The following is a 25,958-nucleotide window of genomic DNA, read 5'->3' on the forward strand; positions in this document are numbered from 1 at the left end:
TGTCCGGCTTTCTCAGCCATCTTTGAAACCTCCGGGCTGTTTTAAGTGATAAAAGCTTCCGGCTTTTTTTTCCAAATAGAAAAACGCCGATCCTCGTCTTTTCTCTTCTGCCAGTCCTTCTTTGACAAATAATAAGAATATACGCCATCTTTTACTATTTCTGTCCGCTGAAAATACAGCTTTTCCATTAAACGCTGAGAAGAAATATTTTCTATTTTGACCTGCGCTGTGATTATTTCCAAATTCATCTCACGAAATCCATACTCCAATATAACATGCATTGCATGAGTCATGATATGGCGTTCCCAAAATGCGGGATGAAGTTCCATAGCCGTTTCTGCGCGGCCGCTTTTTTGATGCCAATTATGAAAGCCGCAGCTTCCAATTACTCTGTCGTTATGCTGCAGCGCAATGCCGAACCGGCACCCCGTTCCATCGGATTCTATATCATGATACCACTGAATCTCTTCTACCGCTTCCTTAAGATTGCGAAGTGGATCCATTCCATAGTGCTGGACAACTTCCTGCCGGGATAAGTAGTCCCATACGTCGGCTGCATCATTTTCTGTTAACGCACGCAGATAGAACAGAGGCTGTTCCTGGAAGTACCCTTTTTTCAAACTCATTATACCTACCCCCTCTCTTTTAATTCAGCGTCTCATCTGCTTCTTTTCTTTTGAACTAATAGGTATTTTATCCTAACATTAATTTTCCGCCATACAGTACTTTTCCTGTAAGAATATCTCGCATCTTTATTTTATTTATTATTTCCATTCATATTTTCTATTTAATACCGATATAACAGGATATAACACACTATTAAAGGAGAATATCATGAGAAAAAAAACACGGAAAAAAACTTCAAAAAACTTATCATTACGCAATAAACTGTTTCTTTCTTTTTTATTAATATTAATCGTTCCCGGTCTTATTATAGGATCTTTGTCCTATAATTCTGCAAAAGCAGAAGTTCGTAACCAATTAGTCGAGAATATGGACAACAGCGCCTTGCTGTTGAATGAGCAGGTGGAAAGAGAAATCGCTTCTAAAAAAGACGATATTACGTTCTTTGCGTCAGATATAAACGAAGAGGCCTTTGAAGACAGCGATCCAGCAATGGAAAAGCTGAATGCATACATTGCACAAAATGCTGACGTATTGTCTATTTACACCGGATCTGCTGAAGGCGATATGGTGATGGCTCCGGAGGCGGAACTTCCAGACGATTATGATCCAACAACGAGAGACTGGTACACCCTTGCAGAGGCATCCCCTGATGAAGCGGTTGTCACAGAACCGTATATTGATGCCGTAACCGGTAACTTAACTGTTACCATTGCAAAAATGATGGAGGACGGCTCCGGTGTAGCAGGCATTGACTACGACCTGACAGCTCTCATGAGCTTTGCCGACAGTAATACTATTGGCGAGAATGGGTACATGATTATCAGCGATACGCAGGGTAACTATCTCTATAATCCGGATGCCGAACCCGGCACGCCGCTTCAGGACAGTGTGTCTTCAGGCATGGGTGACGCTGAAGAAGCTGTCTTCACGTATGAAATTGATGGGGAAGATAAAGTAATGGATTTTGAAACAAATGCGTCCACTGGTTGGAAAATTGGGGCCACGATGTATGAATACGAAGTAACAAACGCCGCCTCCGGTATTCTAAAGGAAATGGCTGTTGTTATCGGAATTTCTATTTTAATTGGTTCACTCCTTGTATTTTTCATTGTCCGCTCCATTATTCAGCCGCTCCGCCGCCTTTCCAGCAGTGCGGAACGCATCAGTGAAGGCGATTTAACCGAATCCGTGGACATTACTTCTACTGATGAAATCGGCCAGCTTGGTACCAGCTTTAATAAAATGGCAGAATCGCTTCGAACGGTAATTACGAAGCTTAACAACTCCATTGACCAGATGAGTTCTTCTTCCGAGCAGCTTCTTGCAAGCTCTGACCAAACTGCCGCAGCTACCAGAGAAGTCGCTTCTGCTACCGAACAGGTCGCCAGCGGTGCAGAAAACCAGACTGTCAAGATCGAGCAGACGAACGGGGAAATAGAAAAGGTGTTCTTGGGCGTACAGACCATTGCTGAACGTTCGTCTCTGGTTTCGGAACTAACCTCCGCGGCCTCTGATCGTGCCAAAGAAGGCGAAAAGCATGTGAAACATAACCTGGAGCAGATGGAATTCATTCATCAATCCGTATCCAGCTCCAATACAGTCATTCAATCTTTGGCAGAACGCTCCAAAGAAATAGGCAATATTCTTGAAGTAATCAGCGGTATTTCCAGCCAGACCAACCTGCTTGCTTTAAATGCTGCTATTGAAGCGGCCCGGGCCGGTGAACAGGGCAAAGGCTTTGCTGTAGTTGCCGATGAAGTTCGAAAGCTTGCTGAGCAATCTTCTGAATCCGCCAAGCAGATTGGCACACTGATTACGAGCATCCAGCAGGATACAGAACAGTCTGTCCAGCAGATGGGTGCGGTCTCGGTTAATGCCGAGCAGGGCCTTGTCGTAACCAAAGAGACATCCAATCAGTTCCAGGAAATTCTGCAGAGCATGGAGCAGATTGCGCCGAAAATCCAGGACGTCTCTTCAACAGCCAAACAAATCACAGACCGCATCAGCGGCGTGACGGCTTCTGCAGAAGACATCTCCACTATCGCCCAGGAAAATGCAGCTTCCTCCGAGGAAGTAGCTGCATCAACGGAAGAACAGCTGGCTTCTATGGAAGAAATTAATTCAGCGGCTCAGTCGCTGAACCGTATGTCTGCTGAACTTAAAGATTTAGTCAATTCATTTAACATCTAACTGGTGAAAAGAAATTCAAGTGCCGTTCTTTTACGGATCATTTGGGTTTCTTTTTTTTACGGTAACTCAACAAAAATACAAAATAAATACTCCTGACGAAACAATCATTTCGAATAGGAGCATAGATTTCATCTTATTTGCCCTCCGGAAAAAGCTCAGGCATCAACGGCCCCTCTTCATCAGGTTCCGTTTTTTTGTCTTTTGGAGTAACGTGCAGAGAGGACTTCCGGTATTTAAATTCCTCTATCAGCTGCTCTCCCTGAAATCCTTCTGCGATCAACTGCTCTAATATTTCTTCCGATACATCTTCGAACTGCTCCCGGTAAGGAGTAATGATCAGCTTTTTGTTTTCGATGTTTTCAATCATTACTTCTTCTTCTATATCCAACGCCTCAAAAAATTCTTTCGGAATACTCATCTGTCTTTTGGATGAGACTGCAATTCGTTTTATTTTCCGCTCTTTTCTTTTTTCTTCCATGCTATCTGTTCCTCTCTATCGCCATTCTGCGGCTTCTTCTTACAGCTAGTTTATCATAATTGACCCTTTGCCCTCCATTAGTGCATAAAGGCTGCTGTTTACCTTGTGATTTCCTGAATTAATTGGGATTTATTTAGCGGAGGGTAATGATAATAACCCTGAACCTGACCACAGCCGGCTTTTTTTAAAAAATCAAACTCTTCTTCTTCTTCGATTCCTTCCGCGAGCACATCCATCTTTAAATCGTTGGCCATACGGACGATGAACTGAACGATGTGCTGTTTTCTGGAACTCATGTGAATGGCCTGAATAAATTCTCTTGGAATTTTAATTTTATCGAGCGGAAAACTCTGCAGGACATACAAAGACGAATATCCAGTTCCAAAGTCATCAATCGCAATACGAACGCCGTTTAACCGCAAAAGCTGCAGCTGCATTTTTGCTTCTTCCATATGAAGCGCCAGGACATGTTCTGTAATTTCCAGCTCCAGTGAATCCGGTGGAAACCCTGTTTCATTCAAAACAGCGAGAACCTTTTCTGCAAAACCGGTGTGAGTAAGCTGCTGCGGAGAAATGTTAACCGCCACTTTCATCCGGCCCGCGGCAGCCCATTCTATCGTTTGTCTGCAGGCTTCCCTAATCACCCATTCGCCAAGTGGATGGATAAAGCCGCTTTTTTCTGCAATCGGTATAAAAGTATCAGGAGATATAAACCCTTTCTCTGGTTCCTCCCAGCGCACTAAAGCCTCTACTCCAGTAATTTCCCCTGAATCTGTTTCACATTGCGGCTGAAACAGCAGGCTGAATTCATTACTAAGTGCTCCCGGTGTCATTCGATTTGTGATGAACATCCGGTACTCCGATTCTTCCGACAGTTTTTCGGTGCAGACTACTGCTTGTCCACCTCCTTTTTGCTTTGCTTCTCTCATGGCATATTCAGCGCTGTTTATCACATAAGCTGTATCTGTTCCCACTTGGGCCGAAGGAGCCATTCCTACACTTGCCTTCAGCAGAAACTGTTGATTGTTGTATTGAATTGGTTCATGAACAGCTTGAAGCAGCCTCTCTTCCAGCCCCTCATGCTTCTGCCGGAGGGGTTCAGGTAAATAAATAAGAAAATCATCCTGTTGACCTCTTGCAAAGTAAGCTTCTTGTGGAAGAACAGCGGCTATTCGCTCTTTTATCTGGCGCAGCACGTTATCACCCGTCTGATAGCCGGCAATTTCATTAATAACCTGAAATCGGTCAATATTAATGACCCAGATGTGAAAATGCGGCTCACCCTTCCACTCTTCCAGCTTGTGTTCGAATGCCCGGCGGTTGGGCATCTGCAAAATGTTGTCTGTTAAAGAAGCATTTTCTATTTCCTCTGTGTAGGCAAGCATCATACGTTCTTTACTGATAGACAACGTATTGATCCAAAAAGCAATCAGCAGGGCAATCATTATTAACGAAATTCTGGCAATGTGATCGGACATCTGTAGATAAAGGGTAGCTTCCGGAAGGTGCCACCAGAGCATAAAGAGCGTGAATAAACCGGTAATACCAGCGGAAATAAGAGGAAGCCTCGATAACGAGAATAAGGAAAATATAATAAAAACAAATATTAATGCCCAAATCGTCTGTCCCCCCACTACAGCGTAACGCAGGTTCAGCAAAGGAACGATCAAAGCCAAAAGAGAAATGGCATAGGTCTGGGTTTTAGGAGAAAGGCTGCTTTGGGTTACCCACAAAACAATCAAAGCCAGAACAATAATCCCCAACCCTATTAAAATAGAATAAGGCATATCGGAAAAATAATAATCCACCGCTGCAAATGAAATAGCTCCTGTAATTAGAGCCGTGCATATAATCTGCCCTAACGTTTTTGTATGGCTTCGAAGAAATGCTTCTTTTCGTTCCAAATAGGGTTCAATTCGATTCATTCCCGGACTCCTTCCGGCTTTTCCCTTTAGTATAACCTTCTTTTCTCACACTTTCCGGCACGAGGCCGCCTCCAGTCCCCCAGATGATATGAGTTACCGTTTCCGGATCCACTCCATATGCCTGCATATAGCCGGAGGCGGAGGCCTTTTCCGGTCCTGCCATGCCGGCGAGAGCAGAAGGCTCTAAGTAAATCTGCTCCGTATTCATTAAGAGGACCAGATACTCATATAACCGGCTGTCTGCTATCGTATAGGCCCCGCTCAATAAAGGCGCCATGACTTCAGAAGCAAGGGCAGAAGGACGTCCCACAGCCAGACCGTCCGCTTCCGTTTGATTATCGAGCCCCAGATCCTGGACGCATATTCGGTCATGCTCTCCTGTAATAAGCCCAATGAGCATTGCCGGAGAATGGGTTGGTTCTGCAAAAAAACAGTGTACATGCTCACCAAACAAGCGTTTTAATCCAAAGGCAACCCCGGCAGGTCCTCCGCCAACACCGCAGGGCAGGTATACAAATAGAGGATGTTCTTCACTTGGATAAAGCCCGGCTTCCTGCAGCTGCTGAGCAAGCTCCGCTGCCGCTGTCGTGTATCCTGCAAAAAGAAGCGTGGATCGTTCATCGTCAACGAAATGGCATTTCTGTTCCTGCCGGCACTGCCGACGGCCTTCTTCTACCGCCCTGCTGTAATCATCCGCATATTCCAAAACCTGGACCCCGCTGTTTCTCAGCCTATCTTTTTTCCATGCTTTAGCATCTTTTGACATATGTACGTTGGATTTAAAGCCAAGTGCGGCTCCCATTATGCCTATACTCATCCCTAAATTCCCGGTTGAGCCTACTGCTATCGTATAAGACGAAAACAAGGCTTTTGCTTCCGGTGTATTTAATTTGCGGTAATCATCCATGTGTCCTGTTAGTAAACCGTGCTGCAAAGCAAGCTCTTCCGCCCAGGCAAACACTTCATGAAAACCGCCGCGTGCTTTTATGGATCCAGCCACCGGAAGCTCACTATCCTGTTTGATAAACAGCCTGCCCTGAACCTGCAGCTCCTGCTGCAGGTTCTTTACCTCTGTCAACGGTGAACGGTATGGATCTTCAAGGGAGAACACTTCCTGCATCCACGGTTTGAACCGCTGCAGCCTTTCCCCCGCTTCTTCTGCAATATTTTCTTTCATAACAGCTGTATGTACAGAATGAACGGGAGAAAAAGAAGGATTAAGCCACATCATTTCCTTTGCTGCCGCGGCCCGCTGCAGTACAGGAAACTTTTCTATCCACTGTTGAATATCCATAATACCCCTCTATTCTTTTTTGCATTTTATGAAACAAATGATTACATTTATTAAAGGACGGGTAAAGCTATTTAATAGAGACCAGCATTTAAAATAACTATTATTTAAAAGGAGACTAACAATGGCAAAGCAAACAAACACAAAAGCCGGCAGCAAAATCGGCCTTGGTATTGCTCTTGGTGCCCTAAGCGGCGTAGCATTCGTCCTAACGAATTCTGCTTCAAGAGAAAAAGTGAAAACGAGCTCTTCCAAGCTCAAAGAATCAGGAAACAAAATGGTTCAGGAGTATAAAGAAGATCCGGAAGGCAGCAAGGAGCGTATTAAAAACCGCACCCAGAATACGATTACGATCGTAAAAGAAGCTGTAACCAAAATCCAGGAAATACTGGATGAAAGAGGATCAGAGCTTGGAGAGCAGGCTCAAAAAGTAAAAGATGATTCTCAGGATATTATCTCTTCTGCCAAAAACACCGAGCAGGATATCAAAGACGTAGGAGAAAAAGTGAAAGAAGCAAAATCAGAATTGAGCGGAGACAACACGTCAAGCACATCCGGTTCTTCTGAAACAAACACTTCCGGCACAGATTCTTCAAGCCAAAGCACGTCCGAGGACTCTTCCAATCAAAATACGTCTAATCAATCTTCAAATGATGATGACACAGATCACCATGTGACAAATCGTCCCGTTTAATACATTATATGGGATAAAGCAGCCTTTTAACAGGCTGCTTTTTTTATGTGTTTTTGTTTAATTGTTCTTGCAGAAAGTCTTCAATCTGTTTTTGATATGCCTGTTTATTTTGGCTGAAGGCCTGGCCGTGCCCGGCTCCTTCCACTACATACAGCCGCTTGGCCGCTCGTGTTTGTTCGTAAAGCTTATATACCATCTCTGTTGGTACATAGAAGTCCTCTTTTCCGTGAATATATAGAATAGGAACCGCAGCTTTTTTCACCTGTTTTAAAGCAGAAGCTTGTTTAAAGAAGTGTCCAGCATACCATTTATTAATAAGGCTTGCAGCAGGCATTAAAGGAAAGGGCGGCAGGCCGAAAGCCTGTTTAAGCTGATGGGCGAGCTGATCATGCATGGAGGTGAAGGCGCAGTCTGAAACAATGCCTTTCACCTGATCAGGCAGAGATTCACCGCTCACCGCAAGAACGATGGCTCCTCCCATAGATACACCGTGTAGTATAATTTCCGCCTGCTTCTCTCTTTGCATTACTAAATTGATCCACTCGAGGTAGTCTTTTCGATCTGTCCAGCCAAATCCAATTGTGTTTCCTTCACTTGCTCCATGGGCCCTGTTGTCAGGGCAGAGCACGTGAAAACCAAATTCTTCATGATACATCTTAGCCAGAGAAGCCATATCGCGAAGTCCAACTTCCGCTCTGTACCCATGTGCCAATATGACCGTCCGGCGGATCGGCTTTTCTGCCCGGAGAAAAATCCCTCTAAGCTGAAGTCCGTCATAGGAAGTAACCTCCAGCGATTCAGGATGAAGGCTTAACGCCCATTCATAGTCCCGCCGTGACTGCTCATTCATTTCTTCTACAGCAGCGGAGGACTTTCCTTCTGTCTGCTTTAACATCGTTCTGTTTCTCCTTGAAAGGGCATAACTGTGCATATACAATCCTGCGCCTCCGAGAAGAAAGCCTCCTCCTGTTACCAACCCCGCCGCCCATAAACGTTTCACGGGACTTCACACCCTCTCTTTATTGAAAAATCTCCTCCAGCATGTTGTTTTCTTTTTGGTATAGTTTATGCATGAAATACATTAAAATAATCAGCGCAAATATAGATGTATTTTCTTCCACTTCTTCACTCACCTCATAGGTCACTTTAAAAAAAGTGGCTCCCGGGTACACAGAAGCCAGCTTTCGGCCTTTCATGGAAAGATTCAGGCCTTCTTTCCAATTTTCTTCTAAAACAACCGGCTGTTTGTCGATTTTTCCTTCTACACGGAAATACAATAGGGAGCCGGCGGCTTTGCTTTTTAAATAATATGTACGTGTTTCTCCTGCCAGTCCATATTCTATAGATATTTTAGGAAAGCGTGACGATTTTCTGCCCAGATAATGCATTCGCCCCTCTGTATTTTTATACGTGAATCCTTCTTTGTCTATATAGCCGCGGCGATCTTCCTGATAGATCGAGCCAACTTCTTCTCCCAGATTGTTTTCTACTGTAATCGCTGTAAGGTTGGATAAAAAACCGCTGTCTTTAAATACATACTTCCGCATTGCTTCCTCCTTCTGCTTTCTTTTCATATACCCTTTCTAAATGAGGATAAAAACAAAGGTACGAGGTTTCATGTCTCAGGTGAAAGGTCCGCCGGAGACAGCCCCGGCGGACCTTTTCAAATGTAGGATTCTACCGATAATGAGCTTCCGCCGGCGGGCCGTTGTTGTAGAACCTGTTCAAGAGCCTCTGCCACTTTTTCCGGTGGAAGCAGCATTCCTTCTTTTTTATAAGACTTAAATTGTTCCAAATCACGGAAATTGTCTTTGCTGACTGACCGAATCGATTCCTGCATCGGAGTATCTACGATTCCCGGAGAAAATGCATAGATAAACACAGGGTGAGGGGCGTCCTGCTGCTCCATTGCAGCCGTTTTGGTAAACTGCTCCAGTCCTGCTTTGGAACTGCTGTAGGCACTCCATCCGAAAATAGCGGAATGGGCGGCTCCAGAAGAAATGTTTATAACAGTTTTGGGAATGCTGCTTTTCTCCAGGCTTTTCATAAAATGAGCGGCACATACGATCGGCGCAGACAGGTTAAGCTCCATATGCCTTGATACATCTTCACTTTTGTAAGAAGAGGCGGTGCCGACCGGATCAACCATGCCGGCATTATTAATGAGAACAGCTTCGTCCAGCGTATTCTGCTTCATCTCTTCTTTGGCTGCCTCCATCATCTTATCGGCTTCTCCGCTCACCGATAAATCCGCCTGAAAAACAGAAACCGAAGCTCCCCGCTTTTCAATCAGCGGAACCAGTTCTTCCAGGCTTGACCGGGCCGACAAAAATAGATGCGTTTCTTTTTTTGCAAACTGCAGCGCTGCCGCCCGTCCGATGCCTTTGGAAGCTCCGGTAATAATAATATATTTCATGATATGTTCCTCCTTTATAAAAAAAAGCCTCTACATTAAAGTATAGGCTTTCTGTCAAATCATACTGCATCATTCTGAGTCTTCTTCATTACTTCCCAAGGCTTTTACGAAATACGCGGAAGGCAGAAGCACGCCAATACTTGCTTGAATTAACGCAAAAAAACGGGCTGAGCCTACGGGCACGAGATCACCGTACCCGACCGACAATATTGTCACCCCGCTGAAGTAAAGACAGTTTAGAAAGCCTGTATCCGCAATGGCATCGGTTGGATCATTGATGACCAGTATAACCTCATTAAAAGACAATAAGTAATACAACAGCGCAAAGCCGAATGTTACAGCGACCAAAACAAAAAACAGCTTGTAAAATAAAGCTGAGTCAAAACCGCTTTTTTTATGTGTTTTATTCGTAAAAAAGTAATATAGGTTTGCAATAACAAACAGAATGGTCATCCCAATCAATATTGTTGAAATCATAAGGCTATCTCCCTCTCTCCTCTACCTTACTTCCCTTGGGAAAGAGGGAGAAAACCTTTTTATTATTATATGCGTATTTCTTATTTCTTTCCTGTGTACTCTTTAAGAGCTTCCAGTATTTCCTCTGCTCCCTCGGGACTCAATACAATTTGTCCATTAGCAAGCGAGAGATTGTCATCATCGACATCTCCTGTTACGATGCAGGCGTGATTTGCTTTATATTTCTGCAGAATGATTTTTTCGCCGTCCACATAAATTTCCAGGGGGTCTCTCTGTTCAATGTCGAGAGAGCGTCTTAATTCTCTTGGAAGCACGACTCTTCCTAATTCGTCTACTTTACGAATGATACCTGTTGATTTCATTAATTACTTCCACCTTTAATTTTCTATTCCAGTACCCTTTGTTCCGTAGCTGCCCCTGTTTCTGTTTCTGTTTTTTCGAAACCGAGCTTATCTTCTCCTTCGGAATCAATATCTGAAACAAACATTGTAAATTCTACCAGCTCAAGCCCTGTCATTTGGGCAAGATTTTCTTTTATCTTTTGTTTCGCTTCATCATATGCTTTTGGAACACTGGATCCATATTTAATCACAACACTTACATCAATTGCAGCCTGCTTTCTGCCTACTTCTGCTGTAAGGCCTTTTGTTAGGTCTTTTCGGCCAAGACGCTCTGTTAAATTACTACCCGCTCCACCGTCCATCGATAGAATTTCCGGAATAGTATTCAAAGTAAGAGCTGCTATTTTTTCTATAACTCTGTTTTCAATGTGCAGGTCACGCTGACTTGCATTTGCTTCAGCCATAAGGATCCACCCTTTGCTATTAAATTTTCCAGTACTGTTTAAACGTAAAACAAAAGATAAGTTATTCCGTATTTCCCCTCCTTTCTTAGAGTTTCAATGTAACAAATGCCCTCACGAAAGACCAATCCGCCTTTGGGGTATATAAGAACCTATAAAAATCACTGCCCTCCGGCACCTCTTTCAATTAGATCAAACTTACATTTTCTCCTGTATGCTCTCATTTACATTCACTTACAAGCATGAGAGGACACAAAAGCCACTCATTGGACACATATTCTTTCTTTCTATTTCTTACGCTTAGTATATAACATATTCAATTGTATAAAAAGAAATAATTCATAATATTCCACCTTCTAAAGGGTGAAAAAAGCTCCCCCTTTAAAGGGAAGCCTGTTTTTTGATTATGCATCATAAGCATTTAGAGCATTTACACCGTGAGCCAGCGCAGAGCCGGCTTTTAACGCTGAAGCCACCATAATAATTTCCGCCGTCTCTTCCAATGACGCTTCGGCAGCTTTTGCTGCTTTTGTATGCACTTCTATGCAATAGGGACAGCCGGTCGTATGGGCGACTGCGACCGCAATCAGCTCTTTTTCTTTAACCGAAAGCGCTCCCTCTTTTACTGCTTCTGCATCAAACGCTGCAAAGGCTTGAAACGCCTCCGGAACCAGCTTGGAGAATTCAGACAGTCTGTCAAAATATGATTGTTTATAAAGCGTATTGTTTTCCTTTTCATCATAAGCATTTAGGGCGTTGACCCCATGAGCCAGGGCGGATCCGGCCTTCAACGCCGCTGCTGTAAGCACTGCCTCTCCCATTTCTGCTTTCGTGGCTCCTGCTGCTTTAGCGTTTTCTACGTGCAGTTCAATACAATACGGGCAGCCCGTCGTATGGGCGACCGCGATTGCAGCCAGCTCCTTTAGTTTAAGATCGATCGATCCGCTCTCCATCACCTGCTGATCGAAAGCAACAAAAGTACGGAATGCTTCCGGAGCTAGAGAGGCAAATTCCTGCAGACGGGTAAAATGCTGTTTCTTGTATAAGATTCCTTCTTCCATGATTCCACCTCTTTTTTTCTTATTGACTGCACCCTTCTCTTTTGCAAAATCCGTGCCAGACCGAAGAGGTGGTGCGGCATGCCTGTTCCCGAGAAAAAAGAGCTTATTACCATACAAAAAAGACAAATTTACGGCTTGATCCGGCTTTATTTCGGCCTGACCTTTCTGGCCGGCTCTACGTGGACATGAACGTCATAAACATCAAATTGCTGAACCAGCATATCTTCCACTTGTGTAGAAATATCATGGGCCCGTTCAATGCTGAAATCCGATGGAACGCTGAGCACAATATCCACAACCGTATTATTGCCGTATTTTCTTGCCCGAATATCGCTCACCTCCGACACTCCCTGGATAAGAAAAGCGGCTTCTTTATAGGAAGTGAGTTTTTCTTCGCTGAATCCGTCCGTCAGATAATGAGACGTTTCTCTAAATATTCCCCATGCTGTTTTGCAGATTAATAACCCCACCGCAATCGCTGCCACAGAATCCAGCCACGGAAGATAGAACCGGGCCCCTATAATCCCCATAACCGCACCGACACTGACCCACACATCGGTTAAATTATCTTTTGCTGCCGCCTTAACGGCCTGGCTGTCTATCCTTTCTCCGAGGCGGCGGTTAAACCGGTAGATGCCGTACATAAAGGCAGCACAAAAAATTCCGGCAGCAGCTGCTGTCCATTCCGGTGTCACGTGCTCTCCAGCCAGCACAGACCTTACCGCACCGGATAACACCTGGATTCCTACTGCCATCATAATAAAAGAAGCGATAAGCGAAGCAATCGATTCTGATTTCCAGTGGCCGTAAGGATGATTGCTGTCGGCCGGCTTTCGGGAGATCATTAAGCCCACTAAAATGGCAGCCGAAGCTGCTATATCGGTTACGTTGTTCCACCCGTCCGCTGTTAATGCTTCCGAGTTTGCTGCATCGCCCACAAACAGCTTAAGAGAAGCTAAAAAAAGATAAGCTGCTATACTGAGCATGGCGCCTCGTTCACCCATTTTTATTTTTTTATATTTTTCTTCATTCTTCATGACTACGCCTCCGTTTGACTGCTCTTTATTATTTTATCAAGCGGAGTCATGGTGGGGATACAGCAACGTTTTGTCTTCCTGCTTACTTAGTATCAAGCTGCTAACAATGTTTCATTCAGCCAAAAAAACCGATGCAGTATTTCTCTGCACCGGTGGTGTTCTAGTTATCTGTCATTCTTTTTGTATAAACTACCCAGGCGGCAGCAAGAGCTGCTGCAAACCAAGCCGTAATAATTAAAAGGGGCTGCCACGCTTCCGTGAATCCGCCTCCTGCTTCCATCCGGGCAGCCAGCTCAACAAGCTGCATATTAGGCATATATTCCAAAAAGGAGAAAGCGGAATACTGATTAATAATGGCATCAATTAAGGGGGTAAATCCAAAGACAAACATGATCGGCAGCAAGGCCACCGAGGCTTCCATTACCGTTTTTGTCAGAAGACCCAGCAGTGTTCCCAGTGCTGTATAAAACAGAACGGAAATAAACAAAGCTGTAACAATCACAGGTACATTAGGAATTTCATAACCGACCAGAAAGATGCTCAGCGCCAGCGTAATTCCTGTAAAAGCTATCGTCAGCAGACTTTTCCCTATGAGTATTTCTCCCACAGAAGCCGGGGAAAGCATTAGTCCTCTGAGCGTATTTTTTTCTTTTTCTTCTGCAATGATAGCAGCCTGAACGAAAACAGCTACAATCGCAAACGTAAAGTTAATAATGAAGTAATACATGTCTATTGGGATATTATCCATTCGTCCGTAAAAAACTGCCAGAATAAGAGGAGTTAATGCGGTAGTGGAAATATACATATTTTTCGATACGTCTTTCATATCTTTCTGAAAAATAGCATACATACGTCTCAATGCCAGTGTCATACTAGCTCCCTCCCAGTCAGTTTGACAAAAATGTCTCCCAAGGTTGGTTCGTTTGTGTGTATCGAAGCAATTCGCTCGTCTGCCATGTAGGTGTACATGGCTTTGGCGTTCTCCGGAATGTTGTCTATCGTAATCTTTTTGCCGGTCGTTAACTCTACCGTCATCGTATTATCAGCAAACCGGCGCCGCAGTTTCTGCGGGGCATCCAACAGCTGAATTTTTCCATGATCCAGAAAGGCCACCCGATCACAAAGTATTTCCGCTTCGTGCATATTGTGCGTCGTTAAAAAGATCGTCGTTCCCTTTTTGTTCAGTTCCCGCAGGCTGCGGTAGATGTGTGCTGCATTGGCGGGATCAAGAGCAGAGGTGGGTTCATCCAAAAACAAAAGATCCGGGGCATGTAGAAAGGCCCGGGCCAGCATCGCACGCTGGGTCATGCCTTTCGAAAGCTTTCCAACCGCTTTATTTCCCGTTTCTTCAAGATTCACCATTTCAAGTACTTCTTCAATACGGCGGTACGATAGATTATACAGATCGCAGTACAGCTTTAGATTTTCATAAACGCTCAGTCTTTCATACAAAGCACTGTTATCGGTCAGCACACCCATCCGCTGCTGAAAATCATCTTTCCAGCTTTTGGTCATGGACCGGCCTAATACTAATGCTTCTCCATCCGTCGGTCTGATCTGGTTGGTCAGCATTTTAATCGTTGTTGTTTTTCCAGCTCCGCTCGGACCTAGAAAACCAAAGATCTCTCCGGTGGCTACCTTAAAATCAAGGTTCTTCAGCGCTTCATAATTGCTGAAAACTTTGGACACATTATTCACTTCAATACTGTACTCCATCATTATCCCTCCTGGATGTCAGCTGTTCTGCTGCTGATTCCAGAATAAAAGAAACGCCGGTGCCCCGCCTTATATTTACGATAAACAGCGTCAGCCGGTAGGCGAATGGAGCAGATGGCGGGGTGAATGAAGCACTATTTCATGCCGATCATCGCTTTTAATTCCGCCATTTTTGTTTTAGACAGAGGGATTTCTGTTTTATTGTTGTCCTCTAAAATAAGCGTATAGCTGTTTCGGGTCCATGTAATCACTTCTCTTACTTTCTGCAGGTTCACGATATAGGAGCGGTGGCAGCGGAAAAAACCGAAAGGCTGAAGCCTGCTTTCCAGTTCGGTTAGTGTGAAAACGCCGGGAAATCCTTCTCCTTTTATATGAATGAGCACCTGACCGGCTGATGTTTCCACAAAATCTATCTCGGTAGGGTCAAATAAAATAATCTTGTCATCAATTTTTGTGGGAATCTTATCAAACTGAACCACCGGCTTTATTTCTTCAATAGAAGCCTCGTCTTCCAAAGCTTCCGGCACATCTTCTTGTTCCATTTCAATAGAACGAAATCCTGTTTCATCGAGCCTGTACACATGATCAGCCATTGTAATGGCACTTTCCATATTGCTTGTAAGCAGCAGGATACTTTTTCCCATTTGTTTTAACTCCTGAATAAGCTTGATAAAAATACGCTTTGTTTCCATATCTACATTTTGGTCTGCTTCTTCAAATACAAACAGAGCAGGATTCTGAAAAAGCAGGCGCGCTGCCTGCACACGGCGCTGTTCTGAATAGGAAAGGTGTTGTATCCGGACTTTATGCTTCGTTTCGAGCTGCAGCATATGAAGAACGTCCGGGATGCTTCTGCTGGAGTTGTAAAGGCTCCGGTAAAATGTAAAGACATCTTTTACTGTAAGCCTTGGATACAGCCCGTCGTCCAGATAAGAAACGCCCATACATGTATAATCCGGCTTCGCAAACGTGGAAATGGGTTTATTCAGGACATGAATGTCTCCACTCGACCCCGTCATATCTCCATTCAGCATGCGCAGGAGAATGTTTCGTATGTTTGTACTCGAATGGACAGCCACTGCCTGACCGTGGGAAACTTCCAGTCCGAACGCCGGAAAAATAACCGTGTCTTCATTCTGTTTTTCCAAAGCTTCAATTTTTAATACCGCCATAAAAACATCCCCTGTTTTTTATTTAACCGCAGCCTCACCATGATTGATTAAAGTCGTTTGTAAAAAACATTTCTATCCGGTCATTTTTTTAAACGTATTTATTCCGGCCGGCACCAATTCCTGCTGTCATTTGGCAGACCGCGATAACCATTAAGAAAATCAGGCCCGCACTCCACGTAGCCGTCCAGTCGTACAGTACGCCTACCACCAGCGGTCCAAATGCGGCCAATAAGTATCCGACCGACTGACCCATGCCTGAGAGCTCGGCCGCTTTACCTGCCGTTTTTGCACGCAGGCCAAACAATGCCAGCGCCAGACTGATGCTTGCCCCCTGTACCAGGCCGATACATAGAACTGCTGCAATAAGCATAGGAAAAGATGAAGCCGTAAGCAGCAGCGTCAGCCCCGTTAATGCGGTAAGACCTATCGCAATGATGATCCCAATTTGATGGCGAAAGCGTTCTGCTAAAATCGGTGTCACGAAAGACGCAGGGAGGCTTGCCGCCTGCATCATTGCCACCATCCAGCCGGCACTTGTTAATGCCACGCCGCCGGTTTCCACCAGAATGTCCGGAAGCCATGTGATCATGACGTAAAAACCGATGGATTGAAATCCCATAAATAATGTTACCTGCCAGGCAAGGGGCGATTTCCAAATAAGCGCCGTTCGCCCGGCTTCCTTTACGGGCGGTGCTTTTTTCTTTTCTCCATTTAAAATAAACGCCCATAAAATAATGCCGGCTAATGCCGGAAGTGTCCATAAAAGAAGCGCGCCCTGCCATCCTGTTCCCGACTGCTCAGCAATGGGGGCTGACAGTCCGGAAGCAAAAGCGGCCGATATAGCCATGCACGTCGTATAAATACTTGTCATCAGCCCCATTTTTGTTGGGAATGACCATTTAATGACGCCGGGCAGCAGCACATTGCATACGGCGATGCCTGCTCCCACCGCCACGCTTCCGGCATACAAAAACCATAAATTAGGAACTGTTCGGATAAGAATACCGGCCACCAGGACAATCAGGCCTAAAAATAAGGCTCTCTGATGGCCCACTCTGTTTCCAAATCTGTATGCAATCGCCGACACTCCTGCAAACGTAAGCAGCACCATAGTAGTCAATACACCGACCGAGCTGTGGTCTACGCCGAGATCTTCCCGAATAAAGCCCAGTACCGGTCCCACCGACGTAATCGCTGCGCGGAGATTAAAAGCAATTAGGATAATTCCTATAATAAGAAGCATATGGTATTTTTTATTCTGGTCTTTTTCCTGCATCGTTTCTAATGACATGAGGTTCCCCGCTTTTTTTCTACTTCGTATTATTCTTCTTTCTATGCTAATGAAAAAGAAAAGGTTTGTCTCGTTATTTTAGAAAAATTTACAATTAATACTTTTTGCGTATCTATTTACATAAAAAACGATCAATAGGATTTTCATCCATTGATCGTTTTTTTTACTGAATTTATTATACTTTTAGAGGCTTTTACTATTTCCTGATGGGACTCTTTATAAAGAGGACTGCCTATACTTACAGCCGCGGCTCCTTTTTCCAGCCACTCCTCTGCATTTTCTGCGTTCACTCCGCCGGATGGCATTAGATTGGCTTGAGGTAAGGGACCTTTTATCGCCTGCAGTCCTGAAGGCCCGCTCATATTGCCCGGAAAAACTTTTATTATATCTGAACCGGATTCCAACGCCTGTACTATTTCCTGTGTCGTATAACATCCTGGTATATAGGGAACCTGATATCTATTGCATAACTTAGCTGTATCTTCATTAAAAGAAGGAGAAACAATAAATCTGGCTCCGGCCAGGATAGCAAGCCTTGCTGTAATATCATCTAATACTGTCCCTGCTCCAATAATCCAATCTGAGCTCTGGCCTCTGAGTTTTTTTATTAACTCCGTAGCCCCTGGAATCGTGTATGTGATTTCCATTACACGAATGCCTCCTTCGTAAGCTCCTAAAACAACATCTTCCGCTTTTTCAGAAGTCTCTCCACGAATAACGGCTACCACTTTCTCTTCGTAAAGTGCAGCTAATGTTTCTAATTTTTGATTCATAGCTTAGGTACCCCTTTGGATGATGTTTACTGATTTTTATAAACGTCGTTATTATTCTAAATTTGCATGTTTTTTATTCATTTCTTCGTAGGAAATTTGGTGATTTCTTATTGCGTATATAATCAAAGAGTCCAACAATAAGTGCAGACTTTGATCAAATTGATTTCCAAGCGGTTGAATAGTCGAAGGCTCCCCTTCTTTTCTATGTTTAGTTGCTGCTTTGACATGAACTGTATCTTCACAAAGCTCAGCTAATTTAGAAGTCTTGTCCGTAGTAAAACAAAGTAACGAGGCACCTGTTTTTTTTGCAGCAGCCGCAGCGTTTATTAAACTGTCTGTTTTACCAGAACCGGATAATAAGATTAATAAATCATTCTCTTCAATGCTTGGAGTTATTGTTTCCCCTTGCACATAAACCTCGTAACCACTGTGCATTAAACGCATAGCAATCATTTTGCCGACCAACCCTGACCTTCCCTCGCCTGCAATAAATATTCTTTTAGCCTGGTCAATGATGGTTGATAAATAAGAAAAATCCATTTCTTCCGATGTGCTTTCCAACACATGTTGAACTTCTGTATATACCTCTTGAGTAATTTTATTCATTTTTTAACACCTCTTTTATTTTAGCAGCACTGCTTTTTGGATTATCTGCTTTAGTAATGGCTCCACCGACAATAATCGTATCCGGATTGGCTTTTAATACAGCAGGAATGGTATGTACACTCATTCCACCTGCCACCGATATTTTCATATCAGAAAACGTATTTAATACATCCACATTTTCTTGAGAGAAGGATTGTGTCTGCTGTTGATCTTTACCAATATGAAGAGAAACAAGGTCTACACCTAAATTATGAAGTTCTTGGTACCTCTGAGTATCTTTAATATTCAATAGATCAATCATGATTTTTTTTTCAAACTGCGCTCCGGCTTTTAACGCTTCTTTTATACTATTGTCATCACTGAATCCCATCACCGTAGTAATATCAGCGCCGGCTTCAAAAGCTTGTTTTGATTCGGCGAATGCTGCATCACAGGTTTTCATGTCGGCTACCAGCGTATGCTGGGGATATTTCTCTCTTATTTCCCGGATGATACCCATACCATATTCTTTAATTACCCCTGTGCCAATTTCTATCCAATCAATATATTCAGCCGTCTCTTCTAAAATGTGTAAACATTCTTCCCGTGATAATCGATCAAGGGCGAGTTGGAGATGCATTTTATTTCCTCCTACCTTTCAATCTTTTCATATTCACCTAAGGCTTGCTGCACTTCTTTTAAGTACGGCAGTCCTTCATTATCTCCAGATACTGCTACGACCATCGCCCCAATTTTATTGGCAAATACAGCACTCTTTTCTAAACTCCACTGGTTTAAAATCCCATATAAGAACCCAACATTAAAACCATCACCCGCGCCCACTGTATCTACAACATTTTTAACCGGAAACGAAGGTGAATAATGATTTGTCTTATTGTGCAGAGAGCAGACCACCCCGCCTTCTCCATTTTTAATAGCAATATACTCAATATCATACTTTTTCAAGCTTTCCATATGATCTTCCGTACGTTGACGTCCAAAGATCATGTCTGCTTCTTCTTTCCCTGCCAGCAGGATATCTACATCCGGTAATATGTCCAGGAGGAAATTTCCGGCTTCTGTTTTGCTCCAAAGTTTGAGTCGAATATTCGGATCTAGAGCAATCCGTACGTTATGATCTTTTGCAATGGTTATCGCTTTTTTTATTAATTTTCTATTTTGACTAGAAAAAGAAGCAAACACACCTGATATATATAAAATTTTTGATTCTTTGATAGAAGAATTTTCTATATCCTCGATCTGTATGGATTCTGTCGGAGATGGAAAGCGATAATAGAAAGTCTGTCCACTTCCGCTTTCTGTAATCTCTTTGAAATTCAGCGGAGTATTATACTCCGCTTCCAAGTTTACGGAAGAAACATCAATCCCTTCTCCTCTCATATAATTGAGAATATACCTGCCGAATTCATCATCTCCCAGCCTGCTTATCCAACTGCTTTTCAAACCCAGACGGGCACAGCCGATTGCTACATTCAACTCTGCTCCTCCTATTTTCCTTTCGAATTCATTGGAAAATCGCAGAGGTCCTTTTGTTTTAGGATTCATTGTTATCATTCCATCACCAATCGTTGTAACATCCACTGTGAATTTCCCCACTTTCTCTTAATTAAAAATGTTATACATTAAAAAGATTTGGAAGCCACATAAATACACCTGGTATAAATGTAATGATTAAAATAACAATTAATATTACTCCAATGTAAGGAATGGTGGCATGAAATGACTGACCGATAGGTAGTTTGGCAATTTTACTTGCCAGTAATAAACATAGTCCGTATGGCGGGGTGACCAGCCCTACTGCCAGACACATCATAATAATAATTCCAAAATGAATAGGATCTATCCCCAATTCCAAAGCTGCCGGTAAAACAATTGGCACAAATAGAATGATAGAAGGCACTGTGTCCATGAACATACCCACTATTAAAAAGAGAACAATAACAACTAACAAAAACATCCAGTCAAATGGGAGCGCTCGTTCAAAGAAACCGGCAATAGCTCGAGGAAGATTGTAATAACTTATCAATCGTCCCAATGAGGTCGCTGTAGCTAAAGCAAATAGGGTCAAAGAACTCAACTTCAACGTGTCATATACAATCTCAGGTAAATCTTTTATTTTAATTGTTTTGTATATGAAAAAGGAAAGGAAAAATGCGTATAAACAAGCTAAAACCGCTGCTTCAGTCGGGGTCACAAACCCCCCTACAATTCCCCCCAGGATAATAACCGGAGTGAGCAAAGGCGGTATCGCCCGCATGCCTTGTACTACTACTTCTTTAAACTTCAAACGCTGATGTTTAGGATACTTTCTTCGATGGGAAATGATTCCAACTAAAATCATTAAACTAATCCCGATTGCCAAACCAGGTATAATACCGCCTAAAAACATCCGCCCTACTGAAACCCCGGCAATACTGCCGTAGATAACCATAGGAATACTCGGCGGGATAATCATTCCCATTGTGGAAGAGGCGGCTGTCACGGCTACAGACGTTCCTTTACTATAGTTTTCCTTAATCATGCTTGGAATTAAAATTTTACCTACTCCAGCTGTATCTGCTGTAGACGCCCCCGATATACCCCCAAAAAACATTGATACTATAATGTTGGCCTGGGCGAGCCCGCCTCTAATATGACCTACTAAAGCGGTTGCAAATTTAATTAAACGTTCAGATATTTTCCCTTGATTCATAATATTAGCTGCTAATATAAACAAAGGAACAGCAAGGAGAATAAAAGATTCCAGCCCCGAAAACATTTGTTGAACGACAGCCTGAAGATCGATTGTTCCCAGAATAAAGAAACCTATATAACTAACAATTCCAATGACAAATGCTATAGGTACTCCTAAGATCATCAATGCGAAAAATAACAGCAACAAAAAGAGTCCAGTCATTTTAATTCTCCTCTCTTTTTGTTGTATACGTTTGAAAATCCTCATACCAATTCTGTAATACAAAGATCATCATACTGGCTCCAGATAAAGGAATCGCAAGCCACGCGTATCCTTGACGGATCTGGGGAAGGGTGTTTAATGTCCAGCCCCAGAATTGACTAGTAAGACCAAACCCATCTATAACCATTACTAACCCAAACACCAATATCAATACGTGACTGAGTGATTGAACAATAAATAAAAACAGGCCTTTAACATTGTCTACTACTAAACCGACAGTGAAGTGACCTCTTTCTCTTACCATTAAGGCAGCTCCAAGAAAAATCATCCAAATAAATGCATATGTTGCTATCTCCTCTACCCACAAAACCTGGAATCCGGGTATATACCTGGAGGCAACTTGTAAAACTACACAAGCAATAAAAATGAGGAAAAAAACGGCGGCTAATCTTAATGTGAGGTATTCAACCCATCCAATTACTTTTTTCATGCTTTAGTCTACCTCCTTACACCCCAGCTGTTTTTATACATTAATTTGTTCTCATTTCATTAACCTGCTCATATTCCTCTACCATATCCAATGATTCTGCTGCATCTTCTCTAACTGATTCTGTCTGCTCAAGAAACAGTTCTTGATCCACTTCATTAATTTCTACTCCGGCTTCCTCGATATTTGTTAGTGATTGCTCAGCCAACTCCTGATCCGATTCCCTGGCAGCTATTGTAGCTTCTTCTGTAGCAGTATCTACTGCACTTTGCTGGTCTTCACTTAATTGGTCATACACTTCCTGCGAAGTAAAGAAGAAGCGGGTAGTGTAATCATGTTCTGTTAATGAAATATTACTAATAACCTCATGATGACTTGCTTGATAAATGTTTGTAACATCATTTTCTGAAGCGTCTACCACATTGTTTTGTAGAGCCTGATACATCTCACCCCAGGCTACGCTGGAAGGCTGGGCTCCTAATGTTTCCCATGTGTTATTTACTACTGGAGAATCTTGTGTTCTTATTTGAATACCATTTAAATCTTCAGGAGTCTCTATAGGATCAAAACCATAATAGTTTCTAACCCCCGCTGACCAATAGCCAAGCACTTCAAAATTTGTCGCTTCTTCTACTTGACCGGCAACCTTGTCTCCAATCTCGCCATCCACTACTTCTTCCCAGTGTTCCGTGCTTTCAAATAGATAAGGCATCGCAAAGAAATCAACGGCCTGAACGGATTGAGCCATAAATCCAGGTGCCGCTACGACTAAATCAACTGAGCCGGTTTCCAGATTTTGAACTAATTCATCTTCATTGTCTCCTAAAGAACCATCTGTATGGATTTCTACCGTTACTGTTCCATCACTTTCTTCTTCTACTACCTCTTTAAATTTCTCAAATCCCACCGCAAACGGACTTTCTGCATCCAGCTGGGTAGCAGCTATCAAGTTAACCGTTTCGCCGGAAGTATTGTCTCCGCCGCTTTCTTCTCCGTTTCCTCCTCCGCATCCATTCAGTACTAGTACACCCGTAGTTGCCAATAGAGAAACCATCCACATTTTTTTCATTTTTTTACCCCTTTTTTATTTTTTGATGAATCTCGAATATTCAACTTTCCATCAAACTCATAATATAAATCCTGCTCTATATTTTTTTCTTTGTTTTTAATTTGCTCCAATAAAATTTCCGCTGCTCTTCTTCCCATATCATAAGCCGGCTGTTCTACGGTGGTTATTGTAGGGTTATAAAATTCTGCAAATTCTACCTCATCAAAGGTTGCCAGCTGCAGCTCATTTAAAATGGAAGGATTCTTTTCTTTAATATAAGAGAGCGTTTTCATTAATGCTCTATCGTTTCCTGTTAAAATAGCATCGGGCTTGTTTACTCCGGAAAACATATTGTTAAAAAATGACGGCGCTTCTTCCAGGTTTTCTGTGTATATAAATTTTTCATTAATTGGTATGTCTGCTTTTGTTAACGCTTCTTCATATCCTTGAAATCGTTCCAGACGCGGACTGATTGTTAGAGGCGAGCTGACAAATGCTATTTTTCTACTTCCTTGTTCTATTAAGTGATTAACAATATCAAAAGATGCTTTTTTATTTTTCAACACAATACTCGGGATTTGAAGGTTTTCAACTTTTCTATCCAGAAAAACTAAAGGATAATTTTCTTCCAACAAACTTTTGTATTTTTCTTCATTGGAGGCCGTAGGGAAAATGATAAATCCATCTACCTGCTTAGCTTTCAGCATCTCTATATATCTATATTCTTTGGAGGAGTCGTCATCTGCATTACATAAGATCACATGGTAACCATTAAGGTGACAAAAATCTTCAATAGCTCTGGATGTTTGAGTAGAAAAACGGTGCATCACGTTGGCCATGATTACGCCTATAGTAGTGGTGTGTTTTTGCTTTAAGCTTCTGGCTATCGCATTGGGCTGGTAATTAAGCTCTTTGATGGCTTTTTCTATACGCTCTTTTGTTTTATCTCCCATATATTTATATCTGCCATTCAAATATTGAGAAACCGTGCTCTTAGAAACTTCTGCTTTATAAGCTACATCTTGTAAAGTAACCTTTCTTATGACAATCACATCCTTTCACTAAATCGATTTAGTAAACCGGTTTATAAAGATTATATATGAAAGCGCCTCCATTTTTCAACCCTTAATTTAAATAAAAAAACTATCAGTAGTAAAACCGATCGTCTGCAACGTCTTTACAAGGGGCGTTTCAATAAAAGTTCTTTCTATTTCCACTAAAAAAACAGCTCAAGTCTAAGCCTGAGCTGTTTTTGCTTTCTTTTTTTCTGTAGAAACGATTACATCTTCTCCCTCAAGCTTAATCGTAAATTCTTTCAGCTTGCTGCGGTCGGGAGTGAGCGTATTTCCTCCGTTTGTAATATCAAATTCTCTTCCGTGCCAGGGACAGCGCAGAATTTCTCCTTCCCGCTGAAAACAGTACTCACCAAGGTTTTTGGTTTCCACAGGAGAGCCTCCAATTTTCCCTTTCGACAAAAGAGCCCCTTGATGAGGACAGCGATTAAGGAATGCATAGATTCCTTCCCCCGATCGGCAGATAATAATCGACTTTCCGGAAAATGTCCGTTCGATCATTCCCTCCGATTTCAGGTCCTGGATCGTACATACCTTTTCTTCCATTACGTCTCCCTCCTCTTCAGCTTCGGATAAAAACGAAGAGCATTTTCCACCATTATTTTATGGCGGACCTCCTCACTCAGTCCTTTAGGCAGTGCATGATCAGGAGAATCGTAATCCCAGTGGGGGTAGTCGGTGGAAAACACAATAATATCGTCGGTTCCCATCTGCTCGACCAGATTGTTCCACTCCCGCTTTGTCATTTCTTCCAGGGGCTGAGTCGTGAAGCAGAAATGATTTTTGATCGTTTCGCTCGGCATTTTGGTTACCCACGGCACCTCATGACGGAGATCTTTGTACTGCTGGTCCAATTTTTTCATCAAAAACGGCACATAGGTAAACCCGCCTTCAATCATCATTACTTTCAGCTTTGGGTATTTCTCGAACACGCCGTTTAAAATCATATTGGTTACCTGAACCATGTGAGAGGTAGGAATAAGCGTGTGCCATTCGATGAAATATCGGGGCCATTTGCCAAATTGGACGGGCGGCTCATTGTGATGCATGCCAATCATCAGGTCGTGCTTTTCCGCCGCTTCATAGATTGGGTGATACATAGGGTCTCCCCAAGCGATATCATCAATCGGCAGAAGCACCTGCAGCATTTTGGGATGACTGCCGATACGTTCAATTTCTTCCACTGCCGTCTTCGGATCCTGGGCTGCAATATGCACGGAGCCGTACAGACGGTCATCTTTTTCAAGCCAGTGCTCTATCTGCCAGTCATTATAAGCTGTGGCCAGTGCAGCAGCCATTTCATACCAGCCATGCATAGAAGAAGGAGAGGGATCCAATGCGCCTGTTAAAATACCGATATCATGGCCGCAGGCATCCAAAAGCTGCTCCCTCATAAAGGGAAGATCAGATCCTGCATCCCGTCCGTCCGGAAGCATCGCATCGGCACGATTCACCCCTGCCACCGCCGGCTGGGTGTAGGGCATGTGCTTTTCCTGCACCCAGTTCGCATCGGAAATATAGCGCTTCCAGGGCTGTGCCAGGTAAGGCAGCAAATCTGCATAGGTTACTTTTTCATGAATATCCGCGTCAATCAGCTTACAGGTTTTCTCATCAAATTCTTTCAAATAAATCCTCCTTTTAGTATACGTTTATATACTAAGAGTATCATTCATTTATCTTTCATAACAAATTGCATTAACATGCTTTAGAACAGGTGAGGTGCAGGAGTGACGTTCAGTGGACCTCAGTGAGCGTAAGCGACTGTTTATCATATCTGCTGCTTTTTTCCAGAATGTATGTAAAAGAACCTGCCAACTATGACGCCATAAATACTGCCGGTCTTTCTCCAGCAGTTCCTGCTTTTCTTTCTGCACCTGCCTTATTTGTTCGATTATCTC

At 43.0% G+C, this 25,958-nt stretch carries 28 protein-coding genes; 2 read left to right on the forward strand and 26 right to left on the reverse strand.

What is annotated here, in order from left to right; genetic code table 11:
• Positions 1-41 precede the first annotated feature (41 nt).
• Entirely contained in the window at positions 42-626 is a 585-nt protein-coding gene (locus tag AC5W2J_RS13385) for a GNAT family N-acetyltransferase (protein ID WP_496059956.1), read from the reverse strand.
• Positions 627-834: 208 nt separating this feature from the next.
• Here AC5W2J_RS13385 and AC5W2J_RS13390 point away from each other — a divergent pair, with 208 nt between their 5' ends.
• Positions 835-2,817: a methyl-accepting chemotaxis protein gene (locus AC5W2J_RS13390; protein ID WP_496059957.1), complete on the forward strand. Its 1,983-nt coding sequence runs from the start codon at positions 835-837 to the stop codon at positions 2,815-2,817.
• A 133-nt stretch (positions 2,818-2,950) separates the two neighbouring features.
• Here AC5W2J_RS13390 and AC5W2J_RS13395 read toward each other — a convergent pair whose 3' ends face one another.
• From AC5W2J_RS13395 to dsdA, 3 genes are all read right to left on the reverse strand, one after another.
• Positions 2,951-3,295: an AbrB/MazE/SpoVT family DNA-binding domain-containing protein gene (locus tag AC5W2J_RS13395; RefSeq protein WP_496059958.1), complete on the reverse strand. Its 345-nt coding sequence runs from the start codon at positions 3,293-3,295 to the stop codon at positions 2,951-2,953.
• 98 nt (positions 3,296-3,393) lie between these two features.
• Complete coding sequence (locus AC5W2J_RS13400; RefSeq protein WP_496059959.1) at positions 3,394-5,220, reverse strand: putative bifunctional diguanylate cyclase/phosphodiesterase; 1,827 nt, start codon at positions 5,218-5,220, stop codon at positions 3,394-3,396.
• Complete coding sequence (dsdA, locus tag AC5W2J_RS13405) at positions 5,207-6,514, reverse strand: D-serine ammonia-lyase (RefSeq protein ID WP_496059960.1); 1,308 nt, start codon at positions 6,512-6,514, stop codon at positions 5,207-5,209. The genes AC5W2J_RS13400 and dsdA overlap by 14 nt, the downstream gene beginning before the upstream one ends.
• Before the next feature lie 121 nt (positions 6,515-6,635).
• Between dsdA and AC5W2J_RS13410 the strand changes: the two genes are divergently transcribed.
• Positions 6,636-7,205, forward strand: coding sequence for a hypothetical protein (locus tag AC5W2J_RS13410; RefSeq protein WP_496059961.1), 570 nt, complete (start codon positions 6,636-6,638; stop codon positions 7,203-7,205).
• A gap of 43 nt (positions 7,206-7,248) precedes the next feature.
• On the opposite strand, the gene AC5W2J_RS13415 is transcribed toward AC5W2J_RS13410, so the two are convergent.
• From AC5W2J_RS13415 to AC5W2J_RS13520, 22 genes are all read right to left on the reverse strand, one after another.
• On the reverse strand, positions 7,249-8,100 hold the full coding sequence (locus tag AC5W2J_RS13415) for an alpha/beta hydrolase (protein ID WP_496059962.1): 852 nt from the start codon (positions 8,098-8,100) through the stop codon (positions 7,249-7,251).
• A 124-nt stretch (positions 8,101-8,224) separates the two neighbouring features.
• Positions 8,225-8,752, reverse strand: a complete 528-nt coding sequence (locus AC5W2J_RS13420; protein WP_496059963.1) for a hypothetical protein — start codon at positions 8,750-8,752, stop codon at positions 8,225-8,227.
• Positions 8,753-8,868: 116 nt separating this feature from the next.
• Positions 8,869-9,621 (reverse strand): SDR family NAD(P)-dependent oxidoreductase, encoded by a 753-nt coding sequence (locus AC5W2J_RS13425; protein ID WP_496059964.1) that lies wholly within the window; start codon positions 9,619-9,621, stop codon positions 8,869-8,871.
• Between the two features lie 69 nt (positions 9,622-9,690).
• Positions 9,691-10,098, reverse strand: a complete 408-nt coding sequence (locus AC5W2J_RS13430; protein WP_496059965.1) for an ion channel — start codon at positions 10,096-10,098, stop codon at positions 9,691-9,693.
• 80 nt (positions 10,099-10,178) lie between these two features.
• Positions 10,179-10,460 carry an AbrB/MazE/SpoVT family DNA-binding domain-containing protein gene (locus tag AC5W2J_RS13435; RefSeq protein ID WP_496059966.1) on the reverse strand — a complete coding sequence of 94 codons (282 nt, stop codon included), beginning with the start codon at positions 10,458-10,460 and terminating at the stop codon, positions 10,179-10,181.
• A 23-nt stretch (positions 10,461-10,483) separates the two neighbouring features.
• Complete coding sequence (locus AC5W2J_RS13440; protein WP_496059967.1) at positions 10,484-10,903, reverse strand: Asp23/Gls24 family envelope stress response protein; 420 nt, start codon at positions 10,901-10,903, stop codon at positions 10,484-10,486.
• 401 nt (positions 10,904-11,304) lie between these two features.
• Positions 11,305-11,961 carry a carboxymuconolactone decarboxylase family protein gene (locus AC5W2J_RS13445; RefSeq protein WP_496059968.1) on the reverse strand — a complete coding sequence of 219 codons (657 nt, stop codon included), beginning with the start codon at positions 11,959-11,961 and terminating at the stop codon, positions 11,305-11,307.
• A 146-nt stretch (positions 11,962-12,107) separates the two neighbouring features.
• Positions 12,108-12,998 (reverse strand): cation diffusion facilitator family transporter, encoded by an 891-nt coding sequence (locus tag AC5W2J_RS13450; RefSeq protein ID WP_496059969.1) that lies wholly within the window; start codon positions 12,996-12,998, stop codon positions 12,108-12,110.
• Between the two features lie 160 nt (positions 12,999-13,158).
• The gene (locus AC5W2J_RS13455; RefSeq protein WP_496059970.1) at positions 13,159-13,869 is read right to left on the reverse strand and encodes an ABC transporter permease; all 711 of its coding nucleotides are present in this window, start codon (positions 13,867-13,869) and stop codon (positions 13,159-13,161) included.
• Positions 13,866-14,714: an ABC transporter ATP-binding protein gene (locus AC5W2J_RS13460; protein ID WP_496059971.1), complete on the reverse strand. Its 849-nt coding sequence runs from the start codon at positions 14,712-14,714 to the stop codon at positions 13,866-13,868. The genes AC5W2J_RS13455 and AC5W2J_RS13460 overlap by 4 nt, the downstream gene beginning before the upstream one ends.
• Positions 14,715-14,848: 134 nt before the next feature.
• Positions 14,849-15,886 carry a LytTR family transcriptional regulator DNA-binding domain-containing protein gene (locus AC5W2J_RS13465; RefSeq protein WP_496059972.1) on the reverse strand — a complete coding sequence of 346 codons (1,038 nt, stop codon included), beginning with the start codon at positions 15,884-15,886 and terminating at the stop codon, positions 14,849-14,851.
• A gap of 88 nt (positions 15,887-15,974) precedes the next feature.
• Entirely contained in the window at positions 15,975-17,177 is a 1,203-nt protein-coding gene (locus AC5W2J_RS13470; protein ID WP_496059973.1) for a CynX/NimT family MFS transporter, read from the reverse strand.
• A 143-nt stretch (positions 17,178-17,320) separates the two neighbouring features.
• Positions 17,321-17,950, reverse strand: coding sequence for a bifunctional 2-keto-4-hydroxyglutarate aldolase/2-keto-3-deoxy-6-phosphogluconate aldolase (locus AC5W2J_RS13475; protein ID WP_496059974.1), 630 nt, complete (start codon positions 17,948-17,950; stop codon positions 17,321-17,323).
• A 51-nt stretch (positions 17,951-18,001) separates the two neighbouring features.
• On the reverse strand, positions 18,002-18,556 hold the full coding sequence (gene hxlB / locus AC5W2J_RS13480; RefSeq protein ID WP_496059975.1) for a 6-phospho-3-hexuloisomerase: 555 nt from the start codon (positions 18,554-18,556) through the stop codon (positions 18,002-18,004).
• Positions 18,549-19,175, reverse strand: a complete 627-nt coding sequence (hxlA, locus tag AC5W2J_RS13485) for a 3-hexulose-6-phosphate synthase (protein ID WP_496059976.1) — start codon at positions 19,173-19,175, stop codon at positions 18,549-18,551. The genes hxlB and hxlA overlap by 8 nt, the downstream gene beginning before the upstream one ends.
• Before the next feature lie 11 nt (positions 19,176-19,186).
• The gene (locus tag AC5W2J_RS13490; RefSeq protein ID WP_496059977.1) at positions 19,187-20,137 is read right to left on the reverse strand and encodes a sugar kinase; all 951 of its coding nucleotides are present in this window, start codon (positions 20,135-20,137) and stop codon (positions 19,187-19,189) included.
• Positions 20,138-20,171: 34 nt separating this feature from the next.
• The gene (locus AC5W2J_RS13495) at positions 20,172-21,452 is read right to left on the reverse strand and encodes a TRAP transporter large permease (protein ID WP_496059978.1); all 1,281 of its coding nucleotides are present in this window, start codon (positions 21,450-21,452) and stop codon (positions 20,172-20,174) included.
• Position 21,453: 1 nt separating this feature from the next.
• Positions 21,454-21,942: a TRAP transporter small permease gene (locus AC5W2J_RS13500; protein WP_496059979.1), complete on the reverse strand. Its 489-nt coding sequence runs from the start codon at positions 21,940-21,942 to the stop codon at positions 21,454-21,456.
• A gap of 40 nt (positions 21,943-21,982) precedes the next feature.
• Positions 21,983-23,008, reverse strand: a complete 1,026-nt coding sequence (locus AC5W2J_RS13505; protein ID WP_496059980.1) for a TRAP transporter substrate-binding protein — start codon at positions 23,006-23,008, stop codon at positions 21,983-21,985.
• A complete protein-coding gene (locus AC5W2J_RS13510; RefSeq protein WP_496059981.1) occupies positions 23,005-24,039 on the reverse strand; it encodes a substrate-binding domain-containing protein in 1,035 nt (344 codons plus the stop codon). The genes AC5W2J_RS13505 and AC5W2J_RS13510 overlap by 4 nt, the downstream gene beginning before the upstream one ends.
• Positions 24,040-24,222: 183 nt before the next feature.
• Complete coding sequence (locus AC5W2J_RS13515; RefSeq protein WP_496059982.1) at positions 24,223-24,606, reverse strand: Rieske (2Fe-2S) protein; 384 nt, start codon at positions 24,604-24,606, stop codon at positions 24,223-24,225.
• Positions 24,606-25,685: an amidohydrolase family protein gene (locus AC5W2J_RS13520; RefSeq protein ID WP_496059983.1), complete on the reverse strand. Its 1,080-nt coding sequence runs from the start codon at positions 25,683-25,685 to the stop codon at positions 24,606-24,608. Before AC5W2J_RS13520 ends, AC5W2J_RS13515 begins: the two co-directional genes overlap by 1 nt.
• Between the last annotated feature and the right edge of the window lie 273 nt (positions 25,686-25,958).

The organism is Sinobaca sp. SA16-1, from assembly GCF_059510515.1.

What these genes read in the sequence shown, in the direction of transcription:
- AC5W2J_RS13465 (WP_496059972.1), bottom strand. Translation starts at nt 15,886, where the DNA reads ATGGCGGTATTAAAAATTGAAGCTTTGGAAAAACAGAATGAAGACACG.
- AC5W2J_RS13410 (WP_496059961.1), top strand. Translation starts at nt 6,636, where the DNA reads ATGGCAAAGCAAACAAACACAAAAGCCGGCAGCAAAATCGGCCTTGGT.
- AC5W2J_RS13385 (WP_496059956.1), bottom strand. Translation starts at nt 626, where the DNA reads ATGAGTTTGAAAAAAGGGTACTTCCAGGAACAGCCTCTGTTCTATCTG.
- AC5W2J_RS13475 (WP_496059974.1), bottom strand. Translation starts at nt 17,950, where the DNA reads ATGAATCAAAAATTAGAAACATTAGCTGCACTTTACGAAGAGAAAGTG.
- AC5W2J_RS13420 (WP_496059963.1), bottom strand. Translation starts at nt 8,752, where the DNA reads ATGCGGAAGTATGTATTTAAAGACAGCGGTTTTTTATCCAACCTTACA.
- hxlA (WP_496059976.1), bottom strand. Translation starts at nt 19,175, where the DNA reads ATGCATCTCCAACTCGCCCTTGATCGATTATCACGGGAAGAATGTTTA.
- AC5W2J_RS13470 (WP_496059973.1), bottom strand. Translation starts at nt 17,177, where the DNA reads ATGTCATTAGAAACGATGCAGGAAAAAGACCAGAATAAAAAATACCAT.
- AC5W2J_RS13460 (WP_496059971.1), bottom strand. Translation starts at nt 14,714, where the DNA reads ATGGAGTACAGTATTGAAGTGAATAATGTGTCCAAAGTTTTCAGCAAT.
- AC5W2J_RS13440 (WP_496059967.1), bottom strand. Translation starts at nt 10,903, where the DNA reads ATGGCTGAAGCAAATGCAAGTCAGCGTGACCTGCACATTGAAAACAGA.
- AC5W2J_RS13445 (WP_496059968.1), bottom strand. Translation starts at nt 11,961, where the DNA reads ATGGAAGAAGGAATCTTATACAAGAAACAGCATTTTACCCGTCTGCAG.
- dsdA (WP_496059960.1), bottom strand. Translation starts at nt 6,514, where the DNA reads ATGGATATTCAACAGTGGATAGAAAAGTTTCCTGTACTGCAGCGGGCC.
- AC5W2J_RS13400 (WP_496059959.1), bottom strand. Translation starts at nt 5,220, where the DNA reads ATGAATCGAATTGAACCCTATTTGGAACGAAAAGAAGCATTTCTTCGA.
- AC5W2J_RS13395 (WP_496059958.1), bottom strand. Translation starts at nt 3,295, where the DNA reads ATGGAAGAAAAAAGAAAAGAGCGGAAAATAAAACGAATTGCAGTCTCA.
- AC5W2J_RS13515 (WP_496059982.1), bottom strand. Translation starts at nt 24,606, where the DNA reads ATGGAAGAAAAGGTATGTACGATCCAGGACCTGAAATCGGAGGGAATG.
- AC5W2J_RS13435 (WP_496059966.1), bottom strand. Translation starts at nt 10,460, where the DNA reads ATGAAATCAACAGGTATCATTCGTAAAGTAGACGAATTAGGAAGAGTC.
- AC5W2J_RS13495 (WP_496059978.1), bottom strand. Translation starts at nt 21,452, where the DNA reads ATGACTGGACTCTTTTTGTTGCTGTTATTTTTCGCATTGATGATCTTA.
- AC5W2J_RS13415 (WP_496059962.1), bottom strand. Translation starts at nt 8,100, where the DNA reads ATGTTAAAGCAGACAGAAGGAAAGTCCTCCGCTGCTGTAGAAGAAATG.
- AC5W2J_RS13450 (WP_496059969.1), bottom strand. Translation starts at nt 12,998, where the DNA reads ATGAAGAATGAAGAAAAATATAAAAAAATAAAAATGGGTGAACGAGGC.
- AC5W2J_RS13500 (WP_496059979.1), bottom strand. Translation starts at nt 21,942, where the DNA reads ATGAAAAAAGTAATTGGATGGGTTGAATACCTCACATTAAGATTAGCC.
- AC5W2J_RS13390 (WP_496059957.1), top strand. Translation starts at nt 835, where the DNA reads ATGAGAAAAAAAACACGGAAAAAAACTTCAAAAAACTTATCATTACGC.
- AC5W2J_RS13455 (WP_496059970.1), bottom strand. Translation starts at nt 13,869, where the DNA reads ATGACACTGGCATTGAGACGTATGTATGCTATTTTTCAGAAAGATATG.
- AC5W2J_RS13430 (WP_496059965.1), bottom strand. Translation starts at nt 10,098, where the DNA reads ATGATTTCAACAATATTGATTGGGATGACCATTCTGTTTGTTATTGCA.
- AC5W2J_RS13425 (WP_496059964.1), bottom strand. Translation starts at nt 9,621, where the DNA reads ATGAAATATATTATTATTACCGGAGCTTCCAAAGGCATCGGACGGGCG.
- AC5W2J_RS13505 (WP_496059980.1), bottom strand. Translation starts at nt 23,008, where the DNA reads ATGAAAAAAATGTGGATGGTTTCTCTATTGGCAACTACGGGTGTACTA.
- hxlB (WP_496059975.1), bottom strand. Translation starts at nt 18,556, where the DNA reads ATGAATAAAATTACTCAAGAGGTATATACAGAAGTTCAACATGTGTTG.